Raw genomic sequence first — 21,508 nt, forward strand, 5'->3', positions numbered from 1 at the left:
ATGGCCTTTTTGTTCGTTTTATAATCTAATTTGAGCCGGTTCACACTTTTCAATGAAAATGACTGAAAATTTTCTCGACGAGTTATGTAGACTGGCTGCCATTATTAATGAGGCACGTGTACATGACTACTGAGCTTGAAACCTCTTTTGCTGATCTGGGGCTGTCCGCTCCTATTCTTTCCGCTCTAACTAGCCTTGGTTATGAAAAACCATCGCCAATCCAGTTAGAATGTATCCCACACCTGTTAAACGGCCGTGATGTTCTCGGCATGGCGCAAACAGGCAGTGGCAAAACAGCCGCGTTTGGTCTGCCGCTGTTACACAATATTAAAGCTGAGCTGAAAGCGCCACAGGTTCTGGTATTAGCACCGACCCGTGAGTTGGCTATTCAGGTCGCTGAAGCACTGTCTAGCTTCTCTAAAGACATTAATGGCGTCAACGTCGTGGCCCTGTACGGCGGCCAGCGTTATGACGTTCAATTACGCGCTTTGCGCCAAGGTCCACAAATTGTTGTTGGTACCCCAGGTCGTCTGTTAGATCACCTGAAACGTGGCACCCTTAACTTGTCCAACCTGAGCGGTTTAGTGTTGGATGAAGCAGATGAAATGCTGCGCATGGGCTTTATCGAAGACGTTGAAACTATCATGGCGCAGATCCCGGCTGAACATCAGACCGCGCTGTTCTCTGCAACCATGCCAGAAGCGATTCGTCGCATTACCCGTCGCTTCATGAAAGACCCGCAGGAAGTGCGCATTCAGTCTAGCGTGACAACTCGTCCTGACATCAGCCAGAGTTTCTGGAGAGTGGGTGGCGGTTACAACAAAAAAGAAGCTTTGGTTCGTTTCTTGGAATCTGAAGATTTCGACGCAGCCATCATCTTCGTGCGTACCAAAAACGCGACGCTGGAAGTTGCAGAAGCCTTGGAGCGCAGTGGTTATAGCAGCGCTGCACTGAACGGCGATATGAACCAGTCTTTACGTGAGCAGACACTGGATCGCCTGAAAGATGGCCGTCTGGATATTCTGATCGCAACTGACGTTGCTGCACGTGGTTTGGACGTTGAGCGTATCAGCCTGGTTGTAAACTATGATATCCCTATGGATTCAGAGTCTTACGTTCACCGTATCGGCCGTACTGGCCGTGCTGGCCGTGCCGGTCGTGCGTTGCTGTTCGTTGAGAACCGTGAACGTCGCTTGTTGCAGAACATTGAACGCACCATGAAGCTGACCATTCCAGAAGTTCAGTTGCCAAATGCAGAATTGCTGGGCGAACGTCGCTTAGCGCAGTTTGCTGCTAAAGTCGGCCAACAGCTGGAAAGCAGTGATTTAGATCTGTACCGTGCATTGCTGGCTAAGCTTCAACCAGAAGAAGAGTTTGATCTCGAAACTCTGGCTGCTGCGCTGCTGAAAATGGCACAGGGCGAACGTCCTCTGATTCTGCCACCAGAAGCACCGCGTCGTCCGCAACGTGAATTCAATTCCCGTGATGACCGTGGTAGCGATCGTGGTAATGATCGTGGCCGTGATCGTGGTGATAGCCGTCGTGAGCCTCGTGCTGACAGCCGTGATGGTGGCGAGCGTCCAGCACGTCGCGAACGTCGTGATGTTGGTGAGATGGAGCTGTACCGCATTGAAGTGGGCCGTGATGATGGTGTTGAAGTTCGTCATATCGTTGGCGCTATCGCTAACGAAGGCGATATCAGCAGCCGTTATATCGGTAACATCAAGCTGTTTGCTTCTCACTCCACTATCGAGCTGCCAAAAGGTATGCCGGGCGAAATGCTATCTCACTTCACCCGTACCCGTATCCTGAATAAGCCGCTGAACATGCAGCTGTTGGGTGATGCACAGCCACACGAACGTCGTGAGCGTCCAGCTGGCGGTAACGGTGGTGAGCAGCGTCGTGGCGGTCCTCGTTCCGCCGGTGGCGAACGTCGTGATGGCGCAGGTGCTCCTCCTCGTCGTTCATTCGGCAGCGATCGTGCTCCAGCCGGTAATGGCGGTGGCGAACGTCGTGGTAGCCGTGATGGTCAGCGTTCAGCTGCACCACGTCGTGATGATGCCGCTGCACCAGCAGCAGCAGCAGCGCCAGCGCGTCGTCGTTTCGGTGATGCATAAGTCTTAGTCATCTCTGATGATTAAACGTAAAAAACCAGCCTTCGGGCTGGTTTTTTTATGTCTGCTATTTGTCGGATATCGGGCTATGTCAGTGCTAACATCGTGAAAAGCTTATTTTTATAATAAGTATTATCAACTATGACATAGTATTTTTGGCAGCTACCAATATGTATTAATTAGTGCGGTAAAATACCCCTGCTTATATCATTTAATTGTAATTAGATATTTTGGTTGTATATTACTGCGCATCATAATTTCTCCACAATTGATAGCGAGTTTACATATATTTTATTTTGTGCTAAGAATAATTACAGTCTGCTGTGATAGATTTGTTTTGAAACGAAAAAAACAATGATTTGTTTATTGTAAGGACTTCAAAATGAAAGTTTATATTATTATTCCTCTCCTCTCTTTTATTCTTACCGCATGTTCAACCCCTGTCACCGCTCTGGATGATGAAGCACTTTGTGCCAAATTAGCCGAAGGTGAATACTTTAAAAATAACTGGATTTGGGATCCTACCTTTAAAGAGTACCAAGTGAGAAAACAGAAAGGGACTATCTCAGTAGAACAGTGTGACGCGGTAAGGGCAAAGAATATGGCTGCCTTTGCGCAAAAAGATGCCGAAGCGGAAGTACAGTCTGACTAGCCTGCCCAGTCTTTAGTGACTGGCCACAGATCGCTGTGCCGAAGCCTGGATGATTAAAGGGAAATCCTACTTATATTGCGAGGGTGATTAACGATCACGCTATAAAACAAAATAAATACTCAAGCTAGCAGGATAGCCCAATAATAAATCCGGCTGTCCGCTCTCTATTTTATTATCGGTGACGTTGGTCATCTCATTTTCTATCCATTTAATCCTATGGGTAAAAAATTAGAGTGGAGTGAGACCAGCAGAAAACTGGTACGGTTTAATTTCGTGGCTAGACTAATATAAAATATTTGCTGGGTTATTTTGATGGTTAAAAGTAAAACCAGCCCTCGGGCTGGTTTTTTTAGTCTGCGGTTTATGAATTGCTAACGTTATTATAACGCTGAGTTGTGTATCAGCTCTTGCTGCAAACTGGCAATTATCTCAAAGGAGTGCAATCGTGCCTGATGATCAAATATCTGGCCATTGATCATCAACTCATCGGCCTGAGTTTCTCGCAACAGTGACTGTAGCCCATGGCGTACTTTGCTTTTGTCGCCAACGATGGATAAACGCAGCGCCTGATCGACCCCAAACTGTTCCGCTGGCGAACAAATCTTCTCCATATCTTCCACTGGCGGTGGCAACTGACCCGGTGTGCCACGGCGCAGACTGACAAACTGCTGCTGCATCGAGGTAAACAGGAAGCGTGCATCACGCTCCGTATCCGCAGCTACCACATTGACGCAGACGATGGCGTAAGGTTTTGACAGCTGTGCTGACGGCTTAAAGTTTTCCCGATACAGGGAGAGTGCCTGGAACAGCATGTCCGGTGCGAAGTGTGAGGCGAAGGCAAACGGCAGGCCCATGGCGGCGGCGAGTTGCGCACTGTACAGGCTTGAACCTAACAGCCACAGCGGCACATGTAAGCCCTGACCCGGCACCGCTTGCACCCCCTGTCCTGGTTGCACTTCAGCAAAGTAGTTTTGCAGCTCGCGTACATCAGATGGGAAATTATCAACTTCACCGGACAGATGGCGACGCAGTGCTATCATAGTGCGCTGATCACTGCCGGGCGCACGGCCAAGACCGAGATCGATACGATCAGGGTAGAGGGAGGCGAGGGTACCAAACTGCTCGGCAATCACCAGTGGTGAATGGTTTGGCAGCATGACACCACCAGAGCCTACGCGGATGGTGTTGGTACCGCCGGCAATATAGCCAATCAGGACCGAGGTTGCCGCACTGGCAATGCCCGTCATATTGTGGTGTTCGGCAAGCCAGTAGCGGTGATATCCCCATTTCTCGGCATGTTGCGCCAAATCCAATGAAGCATGGAAGGCATCCCGTGGGGTTTTACCCTGTGCTATCGGTGATAAATCGAGCACCGACAGGGGAGTTGTATTTTTATCAGTGATAGAAACATTATTATCAATCATAGAATCGTCCATCTTAACCTTGTGTCGAGTCGCTTGAAGGGCGAGTGCGTTTATCAACAAACGCATTGATTTTAAGAAATAAGCCAGTGTGACTGGTATTCATTTTCCGAATAGATGGCGTGGAATACACGTCACACACGCATAAGAGCATAATCGAAATAGCGGCTTTAAGAAGGGGAATAAATGCGGCCCAAGGGGGATGGCATTTTTACTGGGGAAGTAGCGGTAGAACTGACCCACACTGAGCGCAGATTGACTCGCTATTTCAGCCGTATTTTGATTGTGCTACTTCCCGCGCTGTTTGCTGGGGGTATTTCCCTCGATCCGGATTATCAGCGCCTTTGAGCAGGATTTATTCGGCAAGAAACGCAGTTTGTCTCATGCAGAGTTTGAAACCTATCTGGCCACCGAAGAGGCGGCGAAAACTACCCGCATTACGCTGATTGCCGACACGGCGACGGCGTGGGTGACACTGGCGGCTGACCAGAATCAATTGGCGCTGGCGGAAGTGACACTGAAAGTGCGGAGCCAGTCGGTCACTCTTCACTCATTTGTCTAGTTGATTACTCTGCTTTTTAGCTTAATAACTTATTTATAAAACATTTAATGCTGTTTCAAGCCCTTTTTACTGAGGTGGATGTGACGGTATCGGCAAATCTTCTATTAACCTTTTAATTTAAGTGGTTAATCAATATTGATGGCCGTCACGCATTTCCTGTCGGAAGAGTAAGAAATAACTGTGCTGAAATGCTGGCCTTATTAATATATTTGTTATTTATCAATATGTTATTTTGTCACTTGATGTTTTTCGAAATAATATACTGCAATGTGATTATTTTTGTAGATGAAAATTCAGGATAAGACTCTTTTGGTAGAATAAATTTCTATTGCGACCCACCAAAAACAGTAAAGTTAAAAAAACATTCTCTATTTCTCAGCGTAATATAGCCGAAAAATAAGAACACCTGCCCCTGCTATTTATTGGCAATAAGATAAATAGCGGATAACTCGCTCTGTACATTTTTATAACAATAAAACCTACTTATCAGCGATTAAGGCGAGACCTATTATGGAAACGGCAAAAATAAGTGAGAGTGTCATATTAATTGACTCTCCAGCAGCAAAGAATGCCAATATGAGCGAAAGAGAGTGGCGTGAAGCCATTAAATTCGACAGTACAGATTTTGGCTGGGTAATAATGAGTATTGGCATGGCTATCGGCGCGGGTATTGTTTTTTTACCTGTGCAGGTGGGCTTAATGGGATTATGGGTGTTTTTACTCTCCTCTATTATTGGCTATCCCGCCATGTATCTTTTTCAGCGCCTCTTCATTAATACATTGGCAGAATCACCAGAGTGTAAAGATTACCCGAGTGTTATTAGTGGTTATTTAGGCAAAAACTGGGGGATCGTGTTAGGCGCACTCTATTTTATTATGCTGGTGATCTGGATGTTTGTTTATTCCACCGCCATCACCAATGACAGTGCCTCCTATTTACAAACCTTTGGCGTGACTGAAGGGTTGCTATCGGATAATCCATTCTATGGTTTAGTACTGATTTGTGTATTGGTGGCGATATCCTCCCGTGGTGAGAAATTGCTGTTCAAACTGTCGAGCTTTATGGTGATAACCAAGCTGTTAGTGGTGGCTGCCCTAGGGGTGTCGATGGTCGGGATGTGGCACTTGTACAATGTTGGCATGCTGCCACCAGCGGGCTTGCTAATCAAAAATGCGATAATCACACTGCCGTTTACCCTAACGTCAATTCTGTTTATTCAGACACTCAGTCCGATGGTTATTTCATACCGAGCAAAAGAGAAATCACTGGAAGTTGCCCGCCATAAAGCCTTACGGGCGATGAATATCGCCTTTGGTATCTTATTCTGTACGGTCTTTTTCTATGCCGTCTCCTTTACGCTGGCAATGGGTCACGATGAAGCGGTTAAAGCCTATGAGCAGAATATTTCCGCTCTGGCGATTGCGGCGAAATTTTTCCCCGGCGGCTGGGCGACAGTGGTCAGTGTTATTTTAAATATCTTTGCCGTGATGACCGCCTTCTTTGGTGTTTATTTAGGCTTTCGTGAGGCCACACAAGGAATTGTGCTTAATATTCTGCGCCGCATGATGCCAGTCGAAAATATCAATGAGCGCTGGGTGCAAAACGGTATTATGGTGTTTGCCGTATTATTAGCTTGGGGAGCGATTATATTAAACGCGCCGGTATTAAGTTTCACCTCTATTTGTAGCCCAATATTCGGCATGGTGGGCTGTTTGATTCCAGCTTATTTAGTCTACAAAGTGCCAGCGCTACATAAATATAAAGGACTCTCCCTGACAATTATTATCATTACCGGTGTTTTACTCTGTATCTCCCCATTCCTGGCATTCTCCTGAAATAACGGCATCTGACATTACCTGCTGTAAATGTTTGAAGGTATTATTATGAATAGCACAACTGATTCTGCTGTATGGGGCGCGTTTATCCGCGTCGTTCAACGAGATGTGCAACCCGCGGTAGGCTGTACTGAACCGATCGCGCTGGCACTGGCTTCGGCAATAGCGGCCTCTTATCTGCCCGGTCAAGCTGAGCGCATTGAAGCGCGGGTTTCACCTAACTTAATGAAAAATGGGATGGGTGTGACCGTGCCCGGCACCGGTATGGTTGGCCTGCCTATCGCCGCTGCCGTGGGGGCGTTAGGGGGGGATCCTGAGGGGGGATTGGCGGTGTTGAAAAACCTGAGTCAACAGCAGGTGGCAGAAGCTAAATCTATGCTGGCAAGGGGGGATGTGCGGGTAGAGATGCACTCTGGTAATGAGATTCTGTTTGCCGAAGCTAAGGTGCATCAGGGCTCTCAATGGGCATGTGTGACCATCGCCGGGGGGCATACCCAAGTGATGAAGGTCGTCGTCAATGGCAATATTCTGTTTGAAGTTGCACAGGATAGCTCGCAGGAGCAAGTGGCTTGCGGCCCTCATGAGTGTCTGAAGCAGGCCACTGCTCGGCAGGTCTACCAGTTTGCCACCGAAGTGCCGTTTGAGCAGATTGCCTTTATTTTGCAGGCCGCCAAGCTGAACGGCGCATTATCCCAAGAGGGGCTGAGCGGCAACTATGGGCTACATATCGGCACCTCACTGATGCGCCAGCGCGAACGAGGCCTGTTAGTGAAGGATTTACTGTCGGATATTATGATCCGTTCAGCGGCGGCGTCGGATGCTCGCATGGGCGGAGCGATGCTGCCCGCCATGAGTAACTCCGGTTCTGGTAATCAGGGTATTGCTGCCACCCTGCCGGTGCTAGTGGTGGCCGAGTATTTGGGGGCTGATGAGGAGGCGTTGGCGCGGGCGCTGATCCTCTCCCATTTGATGGCGATTTATATCCACAGCCAGTTACCGACACTCTCTGCTTTATGTGCTGCTACCACGGCGGCCATGGGCGCGGCGGCAGGGATGGCCTGGTTATTTGAGCCGCGCTATGAGCCGATAGCACTGGCGATTGGCAGCATGATTGGCGATATCAGCGGGATTATCTGTGATGGTGCCGCCAACAGCTGCGCAATGAAAGTCTCCACCAGTGTCAGTGCGGCTTATAAAGCGGTGCTGATGGCGTTAGACAGCAGTGGTGTTACTGGAAATGAGGGGATCGTAGCGCATGATGTTGATCAGTCGATTGCCAATCTGTGTGCATTAGCTTGTGGCGCGATGCGGCAAACAGATCGTCAGATCATTGAGATCATGGCCCAAAAATGCCGTTGTGATTGAGTATCAGCTGTGGTGATCAAAAACAAATAGCCTAAATAACAGGGGGAGCCAGTGTGCTCCCCATTTATAGGCACTTAAGGGGCTAGGAGACCAGTTCCAGCCCGGCAAGCCGCCGCCAATAGCCGTTGCAATCCGCTTTATTCGTCAACGTCAGCGGTACCAGACCCTGCTCGTTAGCCCGGAATTGATCGATAACATCCAGTGTCTCAATACCTTGTGGCGAAAGACGAATGATATCCACCAACCCCTGCATAGAGATCAGATCATTACCGAGGTTATAGCAGTAACCACTCTGCGTCTGAATACCGTTTAGGATGAAGACCTGCTGGTCCTCCTGCGACAACACCTTGCGCCCCTGTGGGTACTTAATGCAGCAGGTTTCGCACTCATCTTTGGCGCGGTCTTCTGAGCGGGCGGTAAAGCAGCGGGCAGAGTACGCCAGCGGCAGATGGCCATAACTCAACACCTCCACCTCAAACTGATGACGAAAACCCAGCTCTTCGCACTGCTGCAAAACATTGCTCAGCCAGTCGCGGGAAAGCTCCACCGGCATACACCAGCGCATCATGCCCTGACGATGCAAAATCCGCAGAGTATAGGCGTTGTAGCAGTTCAGGGCGTGACCCGCGACAAAAGGCAGGCCGCGTTCAGCTGCCATATTCACCGCACCCAAATCATTCGCTTCCAGCAGGAACTCGCCGTTCTCCACATAGCGCTTCAATTCATTCAGTTCGGACGGGGCCTGTAACAGCGCCAATGTGGAAATCACCACCTGCTTGCCGCTGGCGGCGACCTCCTTGGCTAAGGCCAGCCAGTCGCCCACTCTCATTTCACGGCGCTTGGTACAAACATTCTCGCCCAGATAAATAATGTCGGCGCTGCTATTGGTTGCTGCCTGATAGAAGGTTTCAATATCCGTTTTTGGCCAGTAATAGAGCACTGCGCCTAAGGCGTACTTCATATTTCCTCCGGCTACTGCCACTTGCGATGATAAGCGCCCAGCGTGGTCTGGGTCCCTTCGGACATTGCGCCCAGTTGTTCCATCCACTCCGCTTTAGCGGTAAATTGCGCTGGATTGGCCTGATAGCGGTCAATCGCTTGTCGCCAGACTTTGGCAACCTGACTGACATAAGCGGGGCTGCGCTGGCGGCCTTCAATTTTCACCGAGGCAATATTCGCGGCAAATAATTCTGGCAACAGCTCAAGGGTATTCAGGCTGGTCGGCTCCTCCAGCGCATGGTAGCGCTGACCATCCACCCGATAGCGCCCTTTGCACAGCGTGGGATAACCGGCGTTTTCATTGTCGTCATAACGGTCGATCAGCACCTCATTGAGGCGTGACTCCATCCCTTGTGGCGTCTGCTGCCAACGGACAAAGCGCGCGGGTGAGCAGGCACCGACGGTATTGGGTGATTCACCCGTCAAATAGGACGAGAGATAACAGCGGCCTTCCGCCATAATGCACAGGCTACCAAAGGCGAAGACTTCCAGCGGCACCGGGCTGGTACGTGATAGCTGTTTCACCTGATGCATTGACAGTACGCGCGGTAGAACCACCCGCGCCACATCGAAATGGCGCTGATAAAAGCGGATGGCCTCATCGTTAGTCGCCGAGGCTTGCACCGAGACATGACGCTCCACGTTGGGATAACGTTCGGCGGCATACTCCAACATGGCGAGATCCGCTAAAATCAGGGCGTCAGCCCCAAGTTGCGCCGCCATATCCACGGCCCGCTGCCAACGGGAGTAGCCGTCAGGGTGAGCAAAAGTGTTGATGGCGATATGCAATTTACGCTTACGGCTATGAACGTAGTTAACGGCTTCCTGTAGCTTTTTATCGGTGAAATTAAGGCCAGCAAAATGGCGGGCGTTAGTATCATCTTTCAAGCCGATATACACCGCGTCGGCACCATTATCGATTGCGGCTTTTAATGCGGGTAAATTGCCGGCAGGACAAAGCAGCTCCATAGAATTTTCCCCATCCGAAGATGATATTCGTATTTTATCGAGTGGCGATTTTAGTTAACCTACTTTGAACTGACCTTGATGTAAGGCAGTTTCTTTCGCATTGGTGGCATTCTTCTGATATTTAGCCAAGTTCTGATGCCAATTTTATTGATTTAACGCGCTTTCCGATTTTGCCAATGTGGCAAAATAAACGTCATTATCGAGATCTAAAACCAAAGTCATTGGTGTTGCAGCTAACATCCCTGCGGCGTCAAGGACGAGGGTATATCACCAAATAAGGAGTCCAGCCTGTGTTGGGAGAACTACGAGCACGTCTTGTGCGTCAAGGGCCTGCGCTGTTGCGGGGGCCGCTAAAGTTGACACCATTTGCCTTACAGCGGCAGGTCATAGAGCAAGTTCTGGGGTGGCAATTCCGCCAGGCATTGTTGGACGGCGATCTGGCGTTTCTGGAGTCCCGCTGGTTAAAAATTGAAGTGCGCGATCTCGCGTTGCAATGGTTTATGACGGTAGAAAACGGTAGGCTGGTGGTGAGCCAACAGGCTGAAGCGGATGTGAGCTTTAGTGGTGATGCCAACGATCTGATTTTGATCGCTGCCCGTAAAGAAGATCCGGATACGCTATTTTTCCAGCGCCGGTTACGAATTGAAGGGGATACCGAATTGGGCTTGTATGTGAAAAATCTGATGGATGCCATTGAGTTGGAATCCATGCCAACCCTGCTGCGAGTGGGCCTGCAACAACTGGCAGAATTTATTGAGGCGGGTCAGCAAGAGGGTGCGGCAAGTGCTTCCCGCACATTAGCATCATGTTGATCAGGGTAGAAATTCCGGTGGATGCACCGGGGATCGACACGCTATTACGCCACTCATTTGAGAGCAATGACGAAGCAGAGCTGGTGCAGCAACTGCGCGAAGATGGCTTGCTGACGCTGGGGATTGTGGCGACGGATGACGAAGGCGGAGTGGTCGGTTATGCGGCATTCAGCCCGGTCGAAGTTGGCGGTGAAGATCGTCAATGGGTCGCGCTGGCACCACTGGCAGTGGATGAGAGTCTGCGTCGGCAAGGTTTGGCTGAAAAGCTGGTATATGAGGGACTCGATTCGCTTAATGAGTTCGGCTATGCCGCTGTCGTGGTGTTGGGTGATCCTGCCTACTATCAGCGCTTCGGTTTTGTTCCGGCTGCCCGTCACCAATTGACTTGCCGCTGGCCTGGCACCGAAGAGGCTTTTCAGGTTTATGCTTTGGCGGAAGATGCCCTGGCTGATGCTGATGGCGAAGTGGTATTCTCTGCCCCGTTCAGTCGGTTCTAACCGTTAACGCCTGATCGCCCACGCTGTTATCGCTAAGCATGGCTATCAGTGAAGGAGGCTGGCTCATCACCAGCTTCTCTTTTTGCGGTTTACTGAGCTGTTTCACCCGATATTCCAGCTTCAATGCTGTCGAGCGATCCCCTGCTTCACATTGAAATACCAGCGTTAACTCGCCTTTCCCTCGCAGCGCTTTTGCCCCTTTCCCGCTCTGATGTTGTGCCAACCGCCGTGCAACATCGGTGGTAATGCCGGTATACAGCATGCCGGAGGCGGTGCGCAGCAGATAGAGATACCAAAGGCTATCCGTCATAATCTTCTTCCAGTCCGGGGGTAGCGGTTTGGAACATTATTACCGGAATTGCGGGCCGTATCCTGACTTTTTTATCTGCTGGCACCTGATCCTGCTAAATCAACGTACTGATTATTTTGTTTTTACTGATTATTTAGTCTTTGCTGCAAATTCAAAGCGTGGTGAAACCAAACCGTACAGTGTCCAGCCGAGGAAGGTCACAATCGCCCCCCACGTCATGGCTTCCTGACCTGAGCTATAGAGTGCATAGAAGCTGTACATCGCGCCGATAAAGGCAATGATATTTGCTTTGCGGGCCTTCGCCGGTGCGACATTGGCGGTTTTCTGAATAATCACCAGTGCGGCCATCGACAGAATATAAGGGATAATATTGGTGACTACCGCCAGATTGACCAGCACGTTGAACTGCTTGTTCAGCGACGGGCTAATGGTCATCAGCGACAACACACTCTGGATGATAACAATGGTCAACATCCCTTTGACTGGTGCATCTGCTTTACTGACTTTAGAGAAGATTTTCGGGAAGAAGCCTTCATCGGCAGAGGATTTGAACACCTGAGCGATGGTGAACTGCCAGCCGAGCAGTGAACCCACACAGGACATAATCATCAATGCCATGATGATTTTCCCGACTGCTGGGGTGAACATATAAGCGAACGCCAGACCAAACGGCGCGGTAGAGTTAGCCAGATCCATATTCGGCACAATACCGGCAATCACGTTGGTTGAGATGATATAGATAACCGCTGCACCTAAAGTCCCACCCAATACGGCGATCGGAACATTACGTTCAGGGTTTTCTACTGCATCGGTATTCGCACAAGCAGATTCCAGGCCCAAGAAAGCCCACAGTGTCATTGAGATAGAAGATCCAATAGCTTCAAAGGTTGGCACGCCATGTGGATTCCACGCCGCCATATAGGCTGAGCCGCTAAACCAGAACCAGCCAACAATAGAGATACCCACTACTGGGATAATTACCCCCCAGATAGTCACACTACTGATTTGACCGGTAATACGTGCGCCACCAAAGTTAGCCACGGTAGCCAGCCACAGAACACCGATGGTCGCGATACAGATACCCAGTGGTGTCAGCGTTGCACCCAGTAATTCGGTCCCATAACCCACGGCTGAAATGGCAATGGCGATATTGGCAATCAGCAGTGAAGCACCATAGGTATAGTTAGCCATAAAGTTGCCGGACTTACCGAAAGCATACTCTGCATAACCCCCCATCCCACCTGATTTACGACTGAACATACCGCACTGGGCGAAGGCATAGGCCAGCGCCATAGAACCTACTGCGGTGACTAACCATGAAACGATAGAAATCGTCCCAACTTCGGCGAGTTTGGTTGGCAGCATAATTATGCCAGACCCCATCATATTGACGGCGGTCAGAATAGTCAGCTGTACGACTCCCATCTTATTATTTGTTTTACTCATTTTTATTATCTCTTTTTTAATTTCAGAGACTGCGGGAATAAGTTATCCCCGCAGATTGAGCGATAGTTGGTGTTGTAGAAATAAAAAATCATCTCATTTTATTGATTGTTTCATCATATAACCGTATGCGCGGTTCCATCCGTCTTCATCGACTTGCAAATAAACACCTTGTAATTCAGGTGCGAAACCTGGCAGCAAGTTAATACTCTCTTCTAATGCCAGGAAATAACGTTGGGCTGCGCCGCCCCAAACTTCACCAGGGACCACACACAATACTCCCGGTGGGTAAGGAAGCGCACCTTCAGCGGCAATTCGACCTTCTGCTTTACACAGTGGCACTAATTCAGCATGACCACGGACGAATTCAATATTGGCATCTTGTGGATTCATCATGACTTTAGGGAAATACTGTTTACGGAACATCTCTTTTTGCAGCTGCTTAACATCATAGCTGACATAAAGATCATGCATTTCCTGACATAATTTACCGATGGTATAACCTTTGTAGCGAGTTTCATTATTGCGATACACGGTCGGTAATACATCGCTTAACATGGCGTCTTCTTCAATGAAACGTTCGAATCGAGCAATTTGCGCGACCAGATGTTGCATTTTCGCCAAGTCTTCTGCTGGCGTTAATAAGAACAAAATTGAATTCAAATCGCATTTTTCAGGCACGATACCATTTTCGCGCAAGAAATTAGCCAGAATAGTGGCAGGAATACCTGATGCAGTATATTCGCCAGTATTAGTATCAATCCCTGGTGTAGTTAATAGCAGTTTGCATGGATCGACAAAGTATTGTGACGCTTCATAACCTTCAAACGCATGCCATTTTTCGCCGGGAATAAAGTTAAAGAAACGCAAATCCTGTGCCATAGCTTCGGTGTCATATTGCTGCCAAGGCTTGCCGTCAACTTCGACCGGAACAAAAGGCTTAATCATGTTGCAGGTATTTAAAATCATTTTACGTGCTTCAATACCGGTCTTAACACAATCCAGCCACATACGTTGACCACTTTTCCCTTCATGCATTTTTGCGTTGACATCTAATGCAGCAAATAACGGATAGAATGGGCTGGTGGAGGCGTGCAGCATAAAAGCGTTATTAAAGCGTTTGTGGTTGCAGTAGCGATCCTGGCCTTTAATGTGTTTATCTTTCTTATGAATCTGCGAGGTTTGTGAGAAGCCCGCTTGTTGTTTATGGACTGACTGGGTAACGATAATACCGGGATCGTTTTCATTCAGTTCAAGTAATAATGGTGAACAATCCTTCATCATCGGAATAAATTGTTCGTAGCCCACCCAAGCGGAGTCAAACAGAATATAGTCGCAAAGGTGACCAATCTTATCCACGACCTGACGAGCGTTATAAATGGTGCCGTCATAGGTGCCCAGTTGGATAATTGCCAGGCGGAATGGACGTGCTTCGTTAGCGCGTTCAGGCGCTACGCTACGTATTTGTTCGCGCAGGTATTTCTCTTCAAAACAGTGGGCGTCAATCCCACCGATAAAACCAAACGGGTTACGGGCAGTTTCCAGATATACCGGTGTTGCACCCGCTTGAATCAGGGCGCCATGGTGGTTGGATTTATGGTTATTACGGTCAAACAGTACCAGATCGCCACGTGCCAACAGCGCATTGGTTGCCACTTTATTTGAGGCAGATGTCCCATTCAGGACGAAATAAGTTTTGTCGGCATTAAAGACTTTCGCTGCATGTTTTTGTGCATCACAAGGTGCGCCTTCGTGAATAAGCAAGTCACCTAATTTGACGTCAGCATTACACATGTCAGAGCGGAAAATAGTTTCTCCGTAGAAGTCAAAGAATTGGCGACCCGCTGGATGTTTACGGAAGAATTGCCCCCCCTGATGCCCTGGGCAAGCAAAGGTCGAGTTCCCCATTTCAACATATTTTTTTAATGTACTGAAGAATGGGGGCAGCAGATCTTTTTCATATTTTTCTGCCGCTGATTCCAGTTGTTTACCATAAAAATCAGTGTTGTCACCGCAGAGTTCAAATACCCCATTTAATGAGGGTAATACATCGGAATTGAGTTCTTCTTCACAGCAAACCGCCGCAAAAATCGGGATTTCTAGTCCTAAGGCATGAATGCTATCAATGACACCATTATTAATGTCTTGGACTGAAAGCACGACCGCCGCAACATCGGTAAAATCTGTGTGTAAAACATCCACAACTTCGCGCTGAGATTCAAAGCAGGGTATAGCCGAAGTACTTGCCGCAATATTTAATTTTTTCATTATAGATTCTCTTTTATTTTATTTAGGGTATATAAACCCGTCCAACATTTTTGCAAATTGGATTCAGTCGTTTAATAAATTCGATGTATAGCAGGCCGTATCAATGAAATAATGTTCATTGATATTTTTTCTGCTTTAGCTCTTTTCTGCGAAACACAACGGCTGAATCTCAGGCGCAGTGATCCTTATGTCATTTGGCATTAATGACAGAGGTGACATTAAATTTTCACGGGATAGCTATGTTTCTGCTGGAAGATAATTAACACTGGGTCTCTATCGGCTAAGTAATAGCATCACTTGCGCTGATAGCAATAAGAATAAAACCGAGCATTAGCATCTTCTGAGAACGCAGACAATAGTTAACATTACGCAAAGTTCAGAAAATCACTTTTCGTATCTGTCAAATATTGCGCATAGACAATGACTATCCAATAAAAACGGATGTCATCGCAAGAGGGGTATTATCTAAAATGGAAATAGGAAAAGCTAAAATAACTACGGTGTGCCGGCATCATTAAATGCGTGGTCCGCCTTATATGCGCCATTTTCTTGTTGTTATTTTCCATTTGCGTAAGATCTCTGTTTTTTTAAACAAATTTTGGTTTTAAACAAGGTTTTCGTTTTAAGTAAGATTGACAAAAAACGAGCTGATGGCGGCTATTTTAGTCATAACACTTATTCATTCTGTGACGCACGTCATGTTTTTATTCTATTTTAAAATGCACTTTGACTAAAAAATGAATAAATAATCGATTTTATTCGTTTTAAACGGTTTTTATTCAAAACTGTACTGTATGTTATGCAAAACAGTAGGGCTATATTTAACACGCAGGATACATTGGCTGGCTTATTATTATCCAACATACGTAATGAGAGCGGGTTCTTAATATATTTTGTATTTTATTTGTTAATCCATAATTATTTGTTACAGACTCAGTTATACGCAAATTTTGCATATAAATTCATAATCATCTTATGCAGTAAATGTTAGCTAAATCACGTTATCAGGCACTTTCTCGCCAGTGACCCTATTCTTAGGGAGGATATGCTGGGAATGCTCCCCTCATTAGCGATAAGTACGGGGAAAGTGGGGCAATGGCTGCCCCGACATGGATAACGTTAACTGAATAGCGGTAGGCTATTGCGGGTAAAAGGAATTTTCACCTGTATAACCTGCTGCTGACGGGTTAATTCGAGAGAGAATATCTCGCCATCATTCTCCACCCTGACCTGCAATAGTGGGTCGTGATCATTCAAATCAAAGACGCACGCCACCTGTGCTTCCAGCTGGCAGTTACGCAAAATCAGGTAGCTGATATCACGCACTGATGGATTTGCCGGTGCCAATCCTTGGAAAAGCATAGCATCGGCGGCTAACCAAAGTGAGAGTGGGCGAGCGGCCGTCTGATACTGACACTGGAGCACGCCGTTCAATGGTTGGGCAGTGACTTGATGCAAGTATTGCATTGGCCCGTGGTCACTCAAAGTCACAGGTTCACCCAAGCGCTCTGTTGCCATACCATCAAGATGCAGTGCCCAGTCCCACTGCTGTTGATGTGGATTGATAATGCTGCTGAGATCGATGATGGCATCATCCAGCCACAAAATACGGCGGCGGAATTTGACATCACGATAAGCTTCGCAATCCCATTGGATGCGGGTATGGCTATCCAGCTCTGGCGCTTTTTGACTCCAATCCACCTCGGTGTCCAGCCAACTGAAAACCGCCGATTGATGCCAGTTATGAATAATCGGTACCGCTGGAGGTTGATTCGTCTGGTTGATACTGAGCGTATTGTGGGTTGAGCTATTTTTGTAGTAGCCATAATGCAACTGTGCACCATAGCCCGTGGTGCCTAAATCGGGCAGGATCTCTTGCCCTTGCTCAAACAGGATTAAGTTCAGCCGATCATAGTGATCATGCTCACCACCATAGGGGCTGTGTTTTACCAGCAGTGCCCGACCGGATTGTGGCTGACGCAAGATGGTTAATCCGCAGTCCGGTGCATGGAGTGTATCCGTCGGGATGACATCAATGATCTGTGGTGGTAACTGGTCAACGCCATACAGCAGCGCATCCAGATTTAGGCGCGGTTGTTGGCGATAAATATGTTGCAGGGCTGCGGCATATTCATCATAGCCATAAATCTTGAAAGCAAATTCATATAAATGTGTATGGTTGAGCTGCTCCTGTCCGGCGGTGCAATCATTTATTCGGGGGAATGTACCATCTGGCATCAACAGTTTGAGTGGGAAGCTGAGCATGTCGCGGTAATAGGGGAGAGCCAACAAGCTGTAGCGACTGCCTGCGGCCAGTTTTTCAAATGACCAGAAGCCTTGTAACGCATAAAAATGGTAATGCACCGAGCCTTCAAACCACATTCCTTCACTGAATAGCCCGTGCTCTAACTGATAGCGCAGACCATAATCGGCATTCACCGCAGACTCAATATAGTGCTCATCGTCGAGGATTAAGCCAATGACGGCGATAGCACTGTTGATTTTCACTTCATGGTTATGTAACTGGCGGGTACGGTGTTGCATCAGAAAATCCGCGCCCTCCCGCAATAACCGCCCGGCGATGCAGTCGCGTTGCTCCTGACTGAGGGCATCGGCAATAAAATCATATCCCAGCGCGAAATCGAGTAGGCAATTCGCTTCACACAATGTCTGTGCATTGGCTTTGCCCGGTCCGTTGTACGGAATACCGCCGTGCACTTCATAGTCAGGATAGTAGCGGGCATAATCGATCAAAATATCCCGCACTTTATTGAAGTAGCCTATCTCTCCGGTCAGTTGCCACAGCAAGCCGAGCTGATTGCAGGCTTTGGCGTTCAGGCCGTTAAGCGCCCGCCACCAAGCGCCATCATAGGGTTCGCCGCTAAAGAGATGTGCATCTACCGGGCAGTGGTGCTGGGTGGGCGAGTCGCGATCCCACTCCAACTGCACACCGTGATCGGGGCAATAATAGTAGTGGTTCCAGGTGGCAATACCGGTGACAGGAACCAGGGTTTTTGAGTTCAAAACAACCTGATTACCTGCAATCAGCGTGGTGATAATCTCCGGCTGCTGCACGACCCGCTGGCGGATTTTAACCATCTGCCGATCCGTAAACTGCTTCATAGCTGATGTGTCCTCGACGATGCTTATTTTTTTGCGTTCAGGGGCTGTGTTATCGGGTAGAGCAGGATTTCAACAGCATCCGGGTATTTGGCCATCAGATATTGCGCTTTCTGTTGGAAATCAGGGTCTGTCGGGTAGGCACGAGCGGCGGTGATCATATTGACCAGTGCTTTTTTGTCCTGAACACCATCCAGATCTTTGTATGGCCAAACTTGGTCGGTATTGATAAAGCCCGCGACATATTGATAGCCTTTTTTGAGGCTATGTTCGTCGAGAGTGAAGTTCCAGATATCTTTGTCGGCGACTTCACCTAGTCGACCCAGTTTGTTGTAGGCTTCCAGATGGAAATTACTGTAGTGCCACGGACGAGTGCGCTCCAGCTCGGCATTTTGTCGCCCCTGCATATCAAAATGTGATGGGATGCGGCGCAGTTGCGTGATCTCCAGTCGTTTTTGAGCTGCTGCTTTTTGCTCGCTAAACAGGGCAAAAGAGGCGGCCTGCATATCAAAATAGGTGCCGTGATTATTGTGCCAATTGTCCTCTTCGAACCCGTTTTGGCTGGTGGTCATCCATTGATAAAAATCTTTATACCAGCCCTTAATTGCCTGGTAATCGGTATCCTTAAGTACATTCGCTGGTCTTATCAATTCAACCGCGTCAATGACATCTACCAGCGCCCGACTGTCGATTAAGCCAATGCCACGACCTTCATTGATGCCCGGAATAGCTTGGGCATATTGTAGATTCGGGTTCATTCGGGTATCGGGATTGACGAACCAATTGACCAATTGGTCGCGCGCTTTTTCGGCATACTCAGGCTTGCCAGTAAAGCTATAGGCTAATGCCAGATAATAGACGTCGTCACTGAAGCTGTTCATGCGTTTTTTATCTGTTGCGTCACTATTGGCATCCGGATTTGTTTCCCCGTCTTTACGCAAATAAGGCATGCCATCTTTCTTGCTTGGGTCTGGCCACCAATAAGGCGGGAAGCTGTAATAGTCGTGTTTATCACCACTGGCGGCCAGCAAGTTTTTATCCATCACCGAGTACAGGGGTTTTCCCAGCGCTTTGTCAGCCTTAGCTATAAGATTTTTATAAGATTTTTCATATAGAGGGTTGTTTTGCTTAACCTGGGCAATGCTGTAATTGATATCATCCATTTTCAATAATAGTGGATGGCTCTCAGCGGCATAAATAAAAGGTGAAGCCCCCATGAGAATAGCCAATAATAGATTTTTCTTCCCCGGTATGTTCATCATTACTTTCCTTATTCTTGATGGTTTACATTAATAAAAATAAAGTCACGGAGTTGGGGAGATGTATCCCCCTATTTTTTAAAAATAGAATTACACCTAATAATAAAAAGGTTATGCAATCTGTAGCCCACTTGTTTTATAAAAAGTACGCGGTTCCATTTCAGATGGATTTGAATTCTAGGGTAAAGTTTCGGGGTTTTTGTGACTCAAGTCTATATTATAAATTCTCTATGAATAAATGACTTAAATTGTGAGCGCCATCAAATTAAAACTCTGTTTTAGACGATTTTTAGTCAATTTTAATCATTGTGTCATTTTTTTAATTTTTAAAATGAATATTTTAACTTATTGTTTTATATAAAAAATATTGCTTTTACGTTTTTTTCAATCATTTTCCAAGTGTGATCTCAAGCAGAAATTTAAAAATGGAATTAAGTTTTATTTTTTATGGTGTGGTTTTTTGCTTTGCTCTGAGTTCTAATGTTATCGAGTGTTTCGTGATTTTATTCTGCTATTTAACCTTCTGGGTAAATCCGTAAAAATTAGATTTCAACGAGGACGCTGAGATGAAGAAAAAAATGATAATGTCAAAAGTAAAAATAAAATCTTTGCTGTTGTTAACTTATTTAGCCATGGGAGTCCCGTCTCTCCACGCAGCAGAAACATTACAGGTATGGATTCGCGCCAGTAATGATTCCAAGAATATTTATAAAACAGAAGCTGAAACTTTTGAGAAGAAAACCGGTATCAAAATTGAATATTTCAATGCGACGACCGATTTTGAGCAGCGCCTGGCACGAGCCGCCGCGGGTAATGCGCTGCCGGACCTCATTTTCAATGATGCAGTGGCCATTGGGCAGTTTGTCCAACTGGATATTGTTGAACAGATTGAGCCGAAAAATATCATTGGTGGAGAGGATATCTTCGATACCGCTTGGAAGAGCGCCCAATATATTGATGGTAAATATTATGGTGTACCGACCTCAGCCCAAACCTTTGCCCTGTTCGTGCGCAAAGATTGGCGGGAAAAGCTGGGCCTAGATCAGCCGAAAAATTGGCAAGATATCGCCACACTGGCAAAAGCTTTTACCTTTAATGACCCCGATGGTAACGGCAAGAGTGACACCTATGGCTTTATTCTGCCGGGTTCAACCACTCGCGGCTATGCCAGTTGGTTTATCAGTTCCTATCTCTGGCAAGCCGGTGGTGACTTCATTCGTCCAGCGGGTGAGGGCAAATTTAAAGCCTCACTGGAGGAGCCAGCCGCCACTGAAACCCTGAGTTTCATGCGTGGCATGGTGTGTGACAAAACGGTACAGCCGGGTGCTATTAACGCCACCACGGCGGATGCCATCCCTTCATTCCGTTCTGGCCAAAGCGGCATGTTCTTCTCCGGCCCGTATCACATTGCTCTATTCGATAAAGATCCCGGTAAAGACGCTTTTGAAGTGATCCCGCCACCAACGGGACCCAAAGGGCAGGCAACTCTGGCTGAAGGCACCACGGTATTTATGATGAAGAGCAGCAAGAAAAAAGAAGCGGCACAGAAATTCATCGAATTTATGATCTCACCAGAAGGGCAGCAAATTGGCATGGGGATGGGCAGCAATAATATGCCGGTCGTGCGCTTATCGATTAACAAGCAAGTGGATACCAAAGCGGTTTATAACGACCCGCGCTGGGCGATGTTTGCTGATCTGTATGCCGAACATGGCCGCTATATTCCGCAAGTGCCTAACTGGACACCAATTCGTCAAGTGACGGCTGAAGGCTTCAACCGCATCCTGGCCAATTGTGACAGTGATATCCCTGCTGAATTAAAAGCCGTGAATCAGAAGGTGAATGATGAGCTGGCTAAACAGAATGTCTTAGGGCAGTGAG

Annotated in this window: 19 protein-coding genes and 1 pseudogene; 10 read left to right on the plus strand and 10 right to left on the minus strand. The window is 47.6% G+C overall.

The genetic code is table 11. The annotated features are described in order from the left end of the window. Positions 1 to 58: 58 nt before the first annotated feature. The 3 genes from yrbN (at position 59) to ACZ76_RS11515 (ending at position 2,766) form a co-directional block, all read left to right on the plus strand. The gene (gene yrbN, locus ACZ76_RS19760) at positions 59 to 133 is read left to right on the plus strand and encodes a protein YrbN (protein ID WP_223499600.1); all 75 of its coding nucleotides are present in this window, start codon (positions 59 to 61) and stop codon (positions 131 to 133) included. After that, on the plus strand, positions 123 to 2,117 hold the full coding sequence (locus ACZ76_RS11510) for a DEAD/DEAH family ATP-dependent RNA helicase (RefSeq protein ID WP_048619047.1): 1,995 nt from the start codon (positions 123 to 125) through the stop codon (positions 2,115 to 2,117). The genes yrbN and ACZ76_RS11510 overlap by 11 nt, the downstream gene beginning before the upstream one ends. Before the next feature lie 379 nt (positions 2,118 to 2,496). Continuing rightward, complete coding sequence (locus ACZ76_RS11515; protein WP_048619048.1) at positions 2,497 to 2,766, plus strand: hypothetical protein; 270 nt, start codon at positions 2,497 to 2,499, stop codon at positions 2,764 to 2,766. A 380-nt stretch (positions 2,767 to 3,146) separates the two neighbouring features. Here the strand turns inward: ACZ76_RS11515 and ACZ76_RS11520 are convergent, their stop codons facing one another. Both ACZ76_RS11520 and ACZ76_RS19765 read right to left on the minus strand, forming a co-directional pair. Next, positions 3,147 to 4,202 carry a luciferase-like monooxygenase gene (locus tag ACZ76_RS11520; RefSeq protein ID WP_048619049.1) on the minus strand — a complete coding sequence of 352 codons (1,056 nt, stop codon included), beginning with the start codon at positions 4,200 to 4,202 and terminating at the stop codon, positions 3,147 to 3,149. Between the two features lie 87 nt (positions 4,203 to 4,289). After that, complete coding sequence (locus tag ACZ76_RS19765; RefSeq protein WP_158506219.1) at positions 4,290 to 4,430, minus strand: hypothetical protein; 141 nt, start codon at positions 4,428 to 4,430, stop codon at positions 4,290 to 4,292. On the opposite strand from ACZ76_RS19765, the gene ACZ76_RS19370 reads away from it, so the two are divergent. The 4 genes and pseudogenes from ACZ76_RS19370 (at position 4,374) to ACZ76_RS11535 (ending at position 7,950) form a co-directional block, all read left to right on the plus strand. After that, positions 4,374 to 4,535 (plus strand): hypothetical protein, encoded by a 162-nt coding sequence (locus ACZ76_RS19370; protein ID WP_162489026.1) that lies wholly within the window; start codon positions 4,374 to 4,376, stop codon positions 4,533 to 4,535. The two genes, ACZ76_RS19765 and ACZ76_RS19370, sit on opposite strands and share 57 nt — an antisense overlap. Next, positions 4,522 to 4,734, plus strand: a pseudogene (locus ACZ76_RS11525) (transporter); the annotation flags it as partial. The gene ACZ76_RS19370 and the pseudogene ACZ76_RS11525, both read left to right, overlap by 14 nt. 525 nt (positions 4,735 to 5,259) lie before the next feature. Further along, entirely contained in the window at positions 5,260 to 6,585 is a 1,326-nt protein-coding gene (locus tag ACZ76_RS11530) for an SLC5/6 family protein (RefSeq protein ID WP_048619051.1), read from the plus strand. A 48-nt stretch (positions 6,586 to 6,633) separates the two neighbouring features. Next, positions 6,634 to 7,950 carry an L-cysteine desulfidase family protein gene (locus ACZ76_RS11535; protein WP_072080897.1) on the plus strand — a complete coding sequence of 439 codons (1,317 nt, stop codon included), beginning with the start codon at positions 6,634 to 6,636 and terminating at the stop codon, positions 7,948 to 7,950. 82 nt (positions 7,951 to 8,032) lie between these two features. Here ACZ76_RS11535 and ACZ76_RS11540 read toward each other — a convergent pair whose 3' ends face one another. Both ACZ76_RS11540 and ubiU read right to left on the minus strand, forming a co-directional pair. After that, on the minus strand, positions 8,033 to 8,911 hold the full coding sequence (locus ACZ76_RS11540; protein WP_048619053.1) for a U32 family peptidase: 879 nt from the start codon (positions 8,909 to 8,911) through the stop codon (positions 8,033 to 8,035). Positions 8,912 to 8,922: 11 nt separating this feature from the next. After that, the gene (gene ubiU / locus ACZ76_RS11545) at positions 8,923 to 9,918 is read right to left on the minus strand and encodes a ubiquinone anaerobic biosynthesis protein UbiU (protein WP_048619054.1); all 996 of its coding nucleotides are present in this window, start codon (positions 9,916 to 9,918) and stop codon (positions 8,923 to 8,925) included. Between the two features lie 290 nt (positions 9,919 to 10,208). Here ubiU and ubiT point away from each other — a divergent pair, with 290 nt between their 5' ends. Both ubiT and ACZ76_RS11555 read left to right on the plus strand, forming a co-directional pair. Then, on the plus strand, positions 10,209 to 10,730 hold the full coding sequence (gene ubiT, locus ACZ76_RS11550; RefSeq protein ID WP_048619055.1) for a ubiquinone anaerobic biosynthesis accessory factor UbiT: 522 nt from the start codon (positions 10,209 to 10,211) through the stop codon (positions 10,728 to 10,730). Continuing rightward, the gene (locus ACZ76_RS11555; RefSeq protein WP_048619056.1) at positions 10,724 to 11,227 is read left to right on the plus strand and encodes a GNAT family N-acetyltransferase; all 504 of its coding nucleotides are present in this window, start codon (positions 10,724 to 10,726) and stop codon (positions 11,225 to 11,227) included. Before ubiT ends, ACZ76_RS11555 begins: the two co-directional genes overlap by 7 nt. Here ACZ76_RS11555 and ACZ76_RS11560 read toward each other — a convergent pair. The 6 genes from ACZ76_RS11560 to ACZ76_RS11580 all read right to left on the minus strand — a co-directional run bounded on the left by ACZ76_RS11560 (position 11,214) and on the right by ACZ76_RS11580 (position 19,630). Continuing rightward, on the minus strand, positions 11,214 to 11,537 hold the full coding sequence (locus ACZ76_RS11560; protein WP_048619057.1) for a GIY-YIG nuclease family protein: 324 nt from the start codon (positions 11,535 to 11,537) through the stop codon (positions 11,214 to 11,216). The genes ACZ76_RS11555 and ACZ76_RS11560 overlap by 14 nt on opposite strands. Positions 11,538 to 11,666: 129 nt before the next feature. Beyond that, positions 11,667 to 12,983, minus strand: a complete 1,317-nt coding sequence (gene potE / locus ACZ76_RS11565) for a putrescine-ornithine antiporter (protein WP_048619058.1) — start codon at positions 12,981 to 12,983, stop codon at positions 11,667 to 11,669. 93 nt (positions 12,984 to 13,076) lie between these two features. Beyond that, the gene (gene speF / locus ACZ76_RS11570) at positions 13,077 to 15,248 is read right to left on the minus strand and encodes an ornithine decarboxylase SpeF (protein ID WP_048619059.1); all 2,172 of its coding nucleotides are present in this window, start codon (positions 15,246 to 15,248) and stop codon (positions 13,077 to 13,079) included. A 461-nt stretch (positions 15,249 to 15,709) separates the two neighbouring features. Beyond that, positions 15,710 to 15,814 (minus strand): leader peptide SpeFL, encoded by a 105-nt coding sequence (gene speFL, locus ACZ76_RS19175; RefSeq protein WP_108088099.1) that lies wholly within the window; start codon positions 15,812 to 15,814, stop codon positions 15,710 to 15,712. Positions 15,815 to 16,367: 553 nt separating this feature from the next. Then, positions 16,368 to 18,371 carry a heparinase II/III domain-containing protein gene (locus tag ACZ76_RS11575; protein ID WP_048619060.1) on the minus strand — a complete coding sequence of 668 codons (2,004 nt, stop codon included), beginning with the start codon at positions 18,369 to 18,371 and terminating at the stop codon, positions 16,368 to 16,370. 23 nt (positions 18,372 to 18,394) lie between these two features. Next, positions 18,395 to 19,630: an alginate lyase family protein gene (locus tag ACZ76_RS11580; protein WP_048619061.1), complete on the minus strand. Its 1,236-nt coding sequence runs from the start codon at positions 19,628 to 19,630 to the stop codon at positions 18,395 to 18,397. Positions 19,631 to 20,193: 563 nt separating this feature from the next. Between ACZ76_RS11580 and ACZ76_RS11585 the strand changes: the two genes are divergently transcribed. Continuing rightward, entirely contained in the window at positions 20,194 to 21,507 is a 1,314-nt protein-coding gene (locus ACZ76_RS11585; RefSeq protein WP_048619062.1) for an ABC transporter substrate-binding protein, read from the plus strand. The last annotated feature ends 1 nt before the right edge of the window (position 21,508 follow it).

The sequence above is a fragment of the Yersinia aleksiciae genome (genome assembly GCF_001047675.1).
GTDB classification, from domain to species: Bacteria; Pseudomonadota; Gammaproteobacteria; order Enterobacterales; family Enterobacteriaceae; genus Yersinia; species Yersinia aleksiciae.

Bases quoted from the DNA above. Each gene is read 5' to 3' on its own strand.
- ACZ76_RS11510 (WP_048619047.1), top strand. From the start codon at position 123: ATGACTACTGAGCTTGAAACCTCTTTTGCTGATCTGGGGCTGTCCGCT.
- ACZ76_RS11515 (WP_048619048.1), top strand. From the start codon at position 2,497: ATGAAAGTTTATATTATTATTCCTCTCCTCTCTTTTATTCTTACCGCA.
- ACZ76_RS11520 (WP_048619049.1), bottom strand. From the start codon at position 4,202: ATGGACGATTCTATGATTGATAATAATGTTTCTATCACTGATAAAAAT.
- ACZ76_RS19370 (WP_162489026.1), top strand. From the start codon at position 4,374: ATGCGGCCCAAGGGGGATGGCATTTTTACTGGGGAAGTAGCGGTAGAA.
- ACZ76_RS11530 (WP_048619051.1), top strand. From the start codon at position 5,260: ATGGAAACGGCAAAAATAAGTGAGAGTGTCATATTAATTGACTCTCCA.
- ACZ76_RS11535 (WP_072080897.1), top strand. From the start codon at position 6,634: ATGAATAGCACAACTGATTCTGCTGTATGGGGCGCGTTTATCCGCGTC.
- ACZ76_RS11540 (WP_048619053.1), bottom strand. From the start codon at position 8,911: ATGAAGTACGCCTTAGGCGCAGTGCTCTATTACTGGCCAAAAACGGAT.
- ubiU (WP_048619054.1), bottom strand. From the start codon at position 9,918: ATGGAGCTGCTTTGTCCTGCCGGCAATTTACCCGCATTAAAAGCCGCA.
- ACZ76_RS11555 (WP_048619056.1), top strand. From the start codon at position 10,724: ATGTTGATCAGGGTAGAAATTCCGGTGGATGCACCGGGGATCGACACG.
- ACZ76_RS11560 (WP_048619057.1), bottom strand. From the start codon at position 11,537: ATGACGGATAGCCTTTGGTATCTCTATCTGCTGCGCACCGCCTCCGGC.
- potE (WP_048619058.1), bottom strand. From the start codon at position 12,983: ATGAGTAAAACAAATAATAAGATGGGAGTCGTACAGCTGACTATTCTG.
- speF (WP_048619059.1), bottom strand. From the start codon at position 15,248: ATGAAAAAATTAAATATTGCGGCAAGTACTTCGGCTATACCCTGCTTT.
- speFL (WP_108088099.1), bottom strand. From the start codon at position 15,814: ATGGAAAATAACAACAAGAAAATGGCGCATATAAGGCGGACCACGCAT.
- ACZ76_RS11575 (WP_048619060.1), bottom strand. From the start codon at position 18,371: ATGAAGCAGTTTACGGATCGGCAGATGGTTAAAATCCGCCAGCGGGTC.
- ACZ76_RS11580 (WP_048619061.1), bottom strand. From the start codon at position 19,630: ATGATGAACATACCGGGGAAGAAAAATCTATTATTGGCTATTCTCATG.
- ACZ76_RS11585 (WP_048619062.1), top strand. From the start codon at position 20,194: ATGAAGAAAAAAATGATAATGTCAAAAGTAAAAATAAAATCTTTGCTG.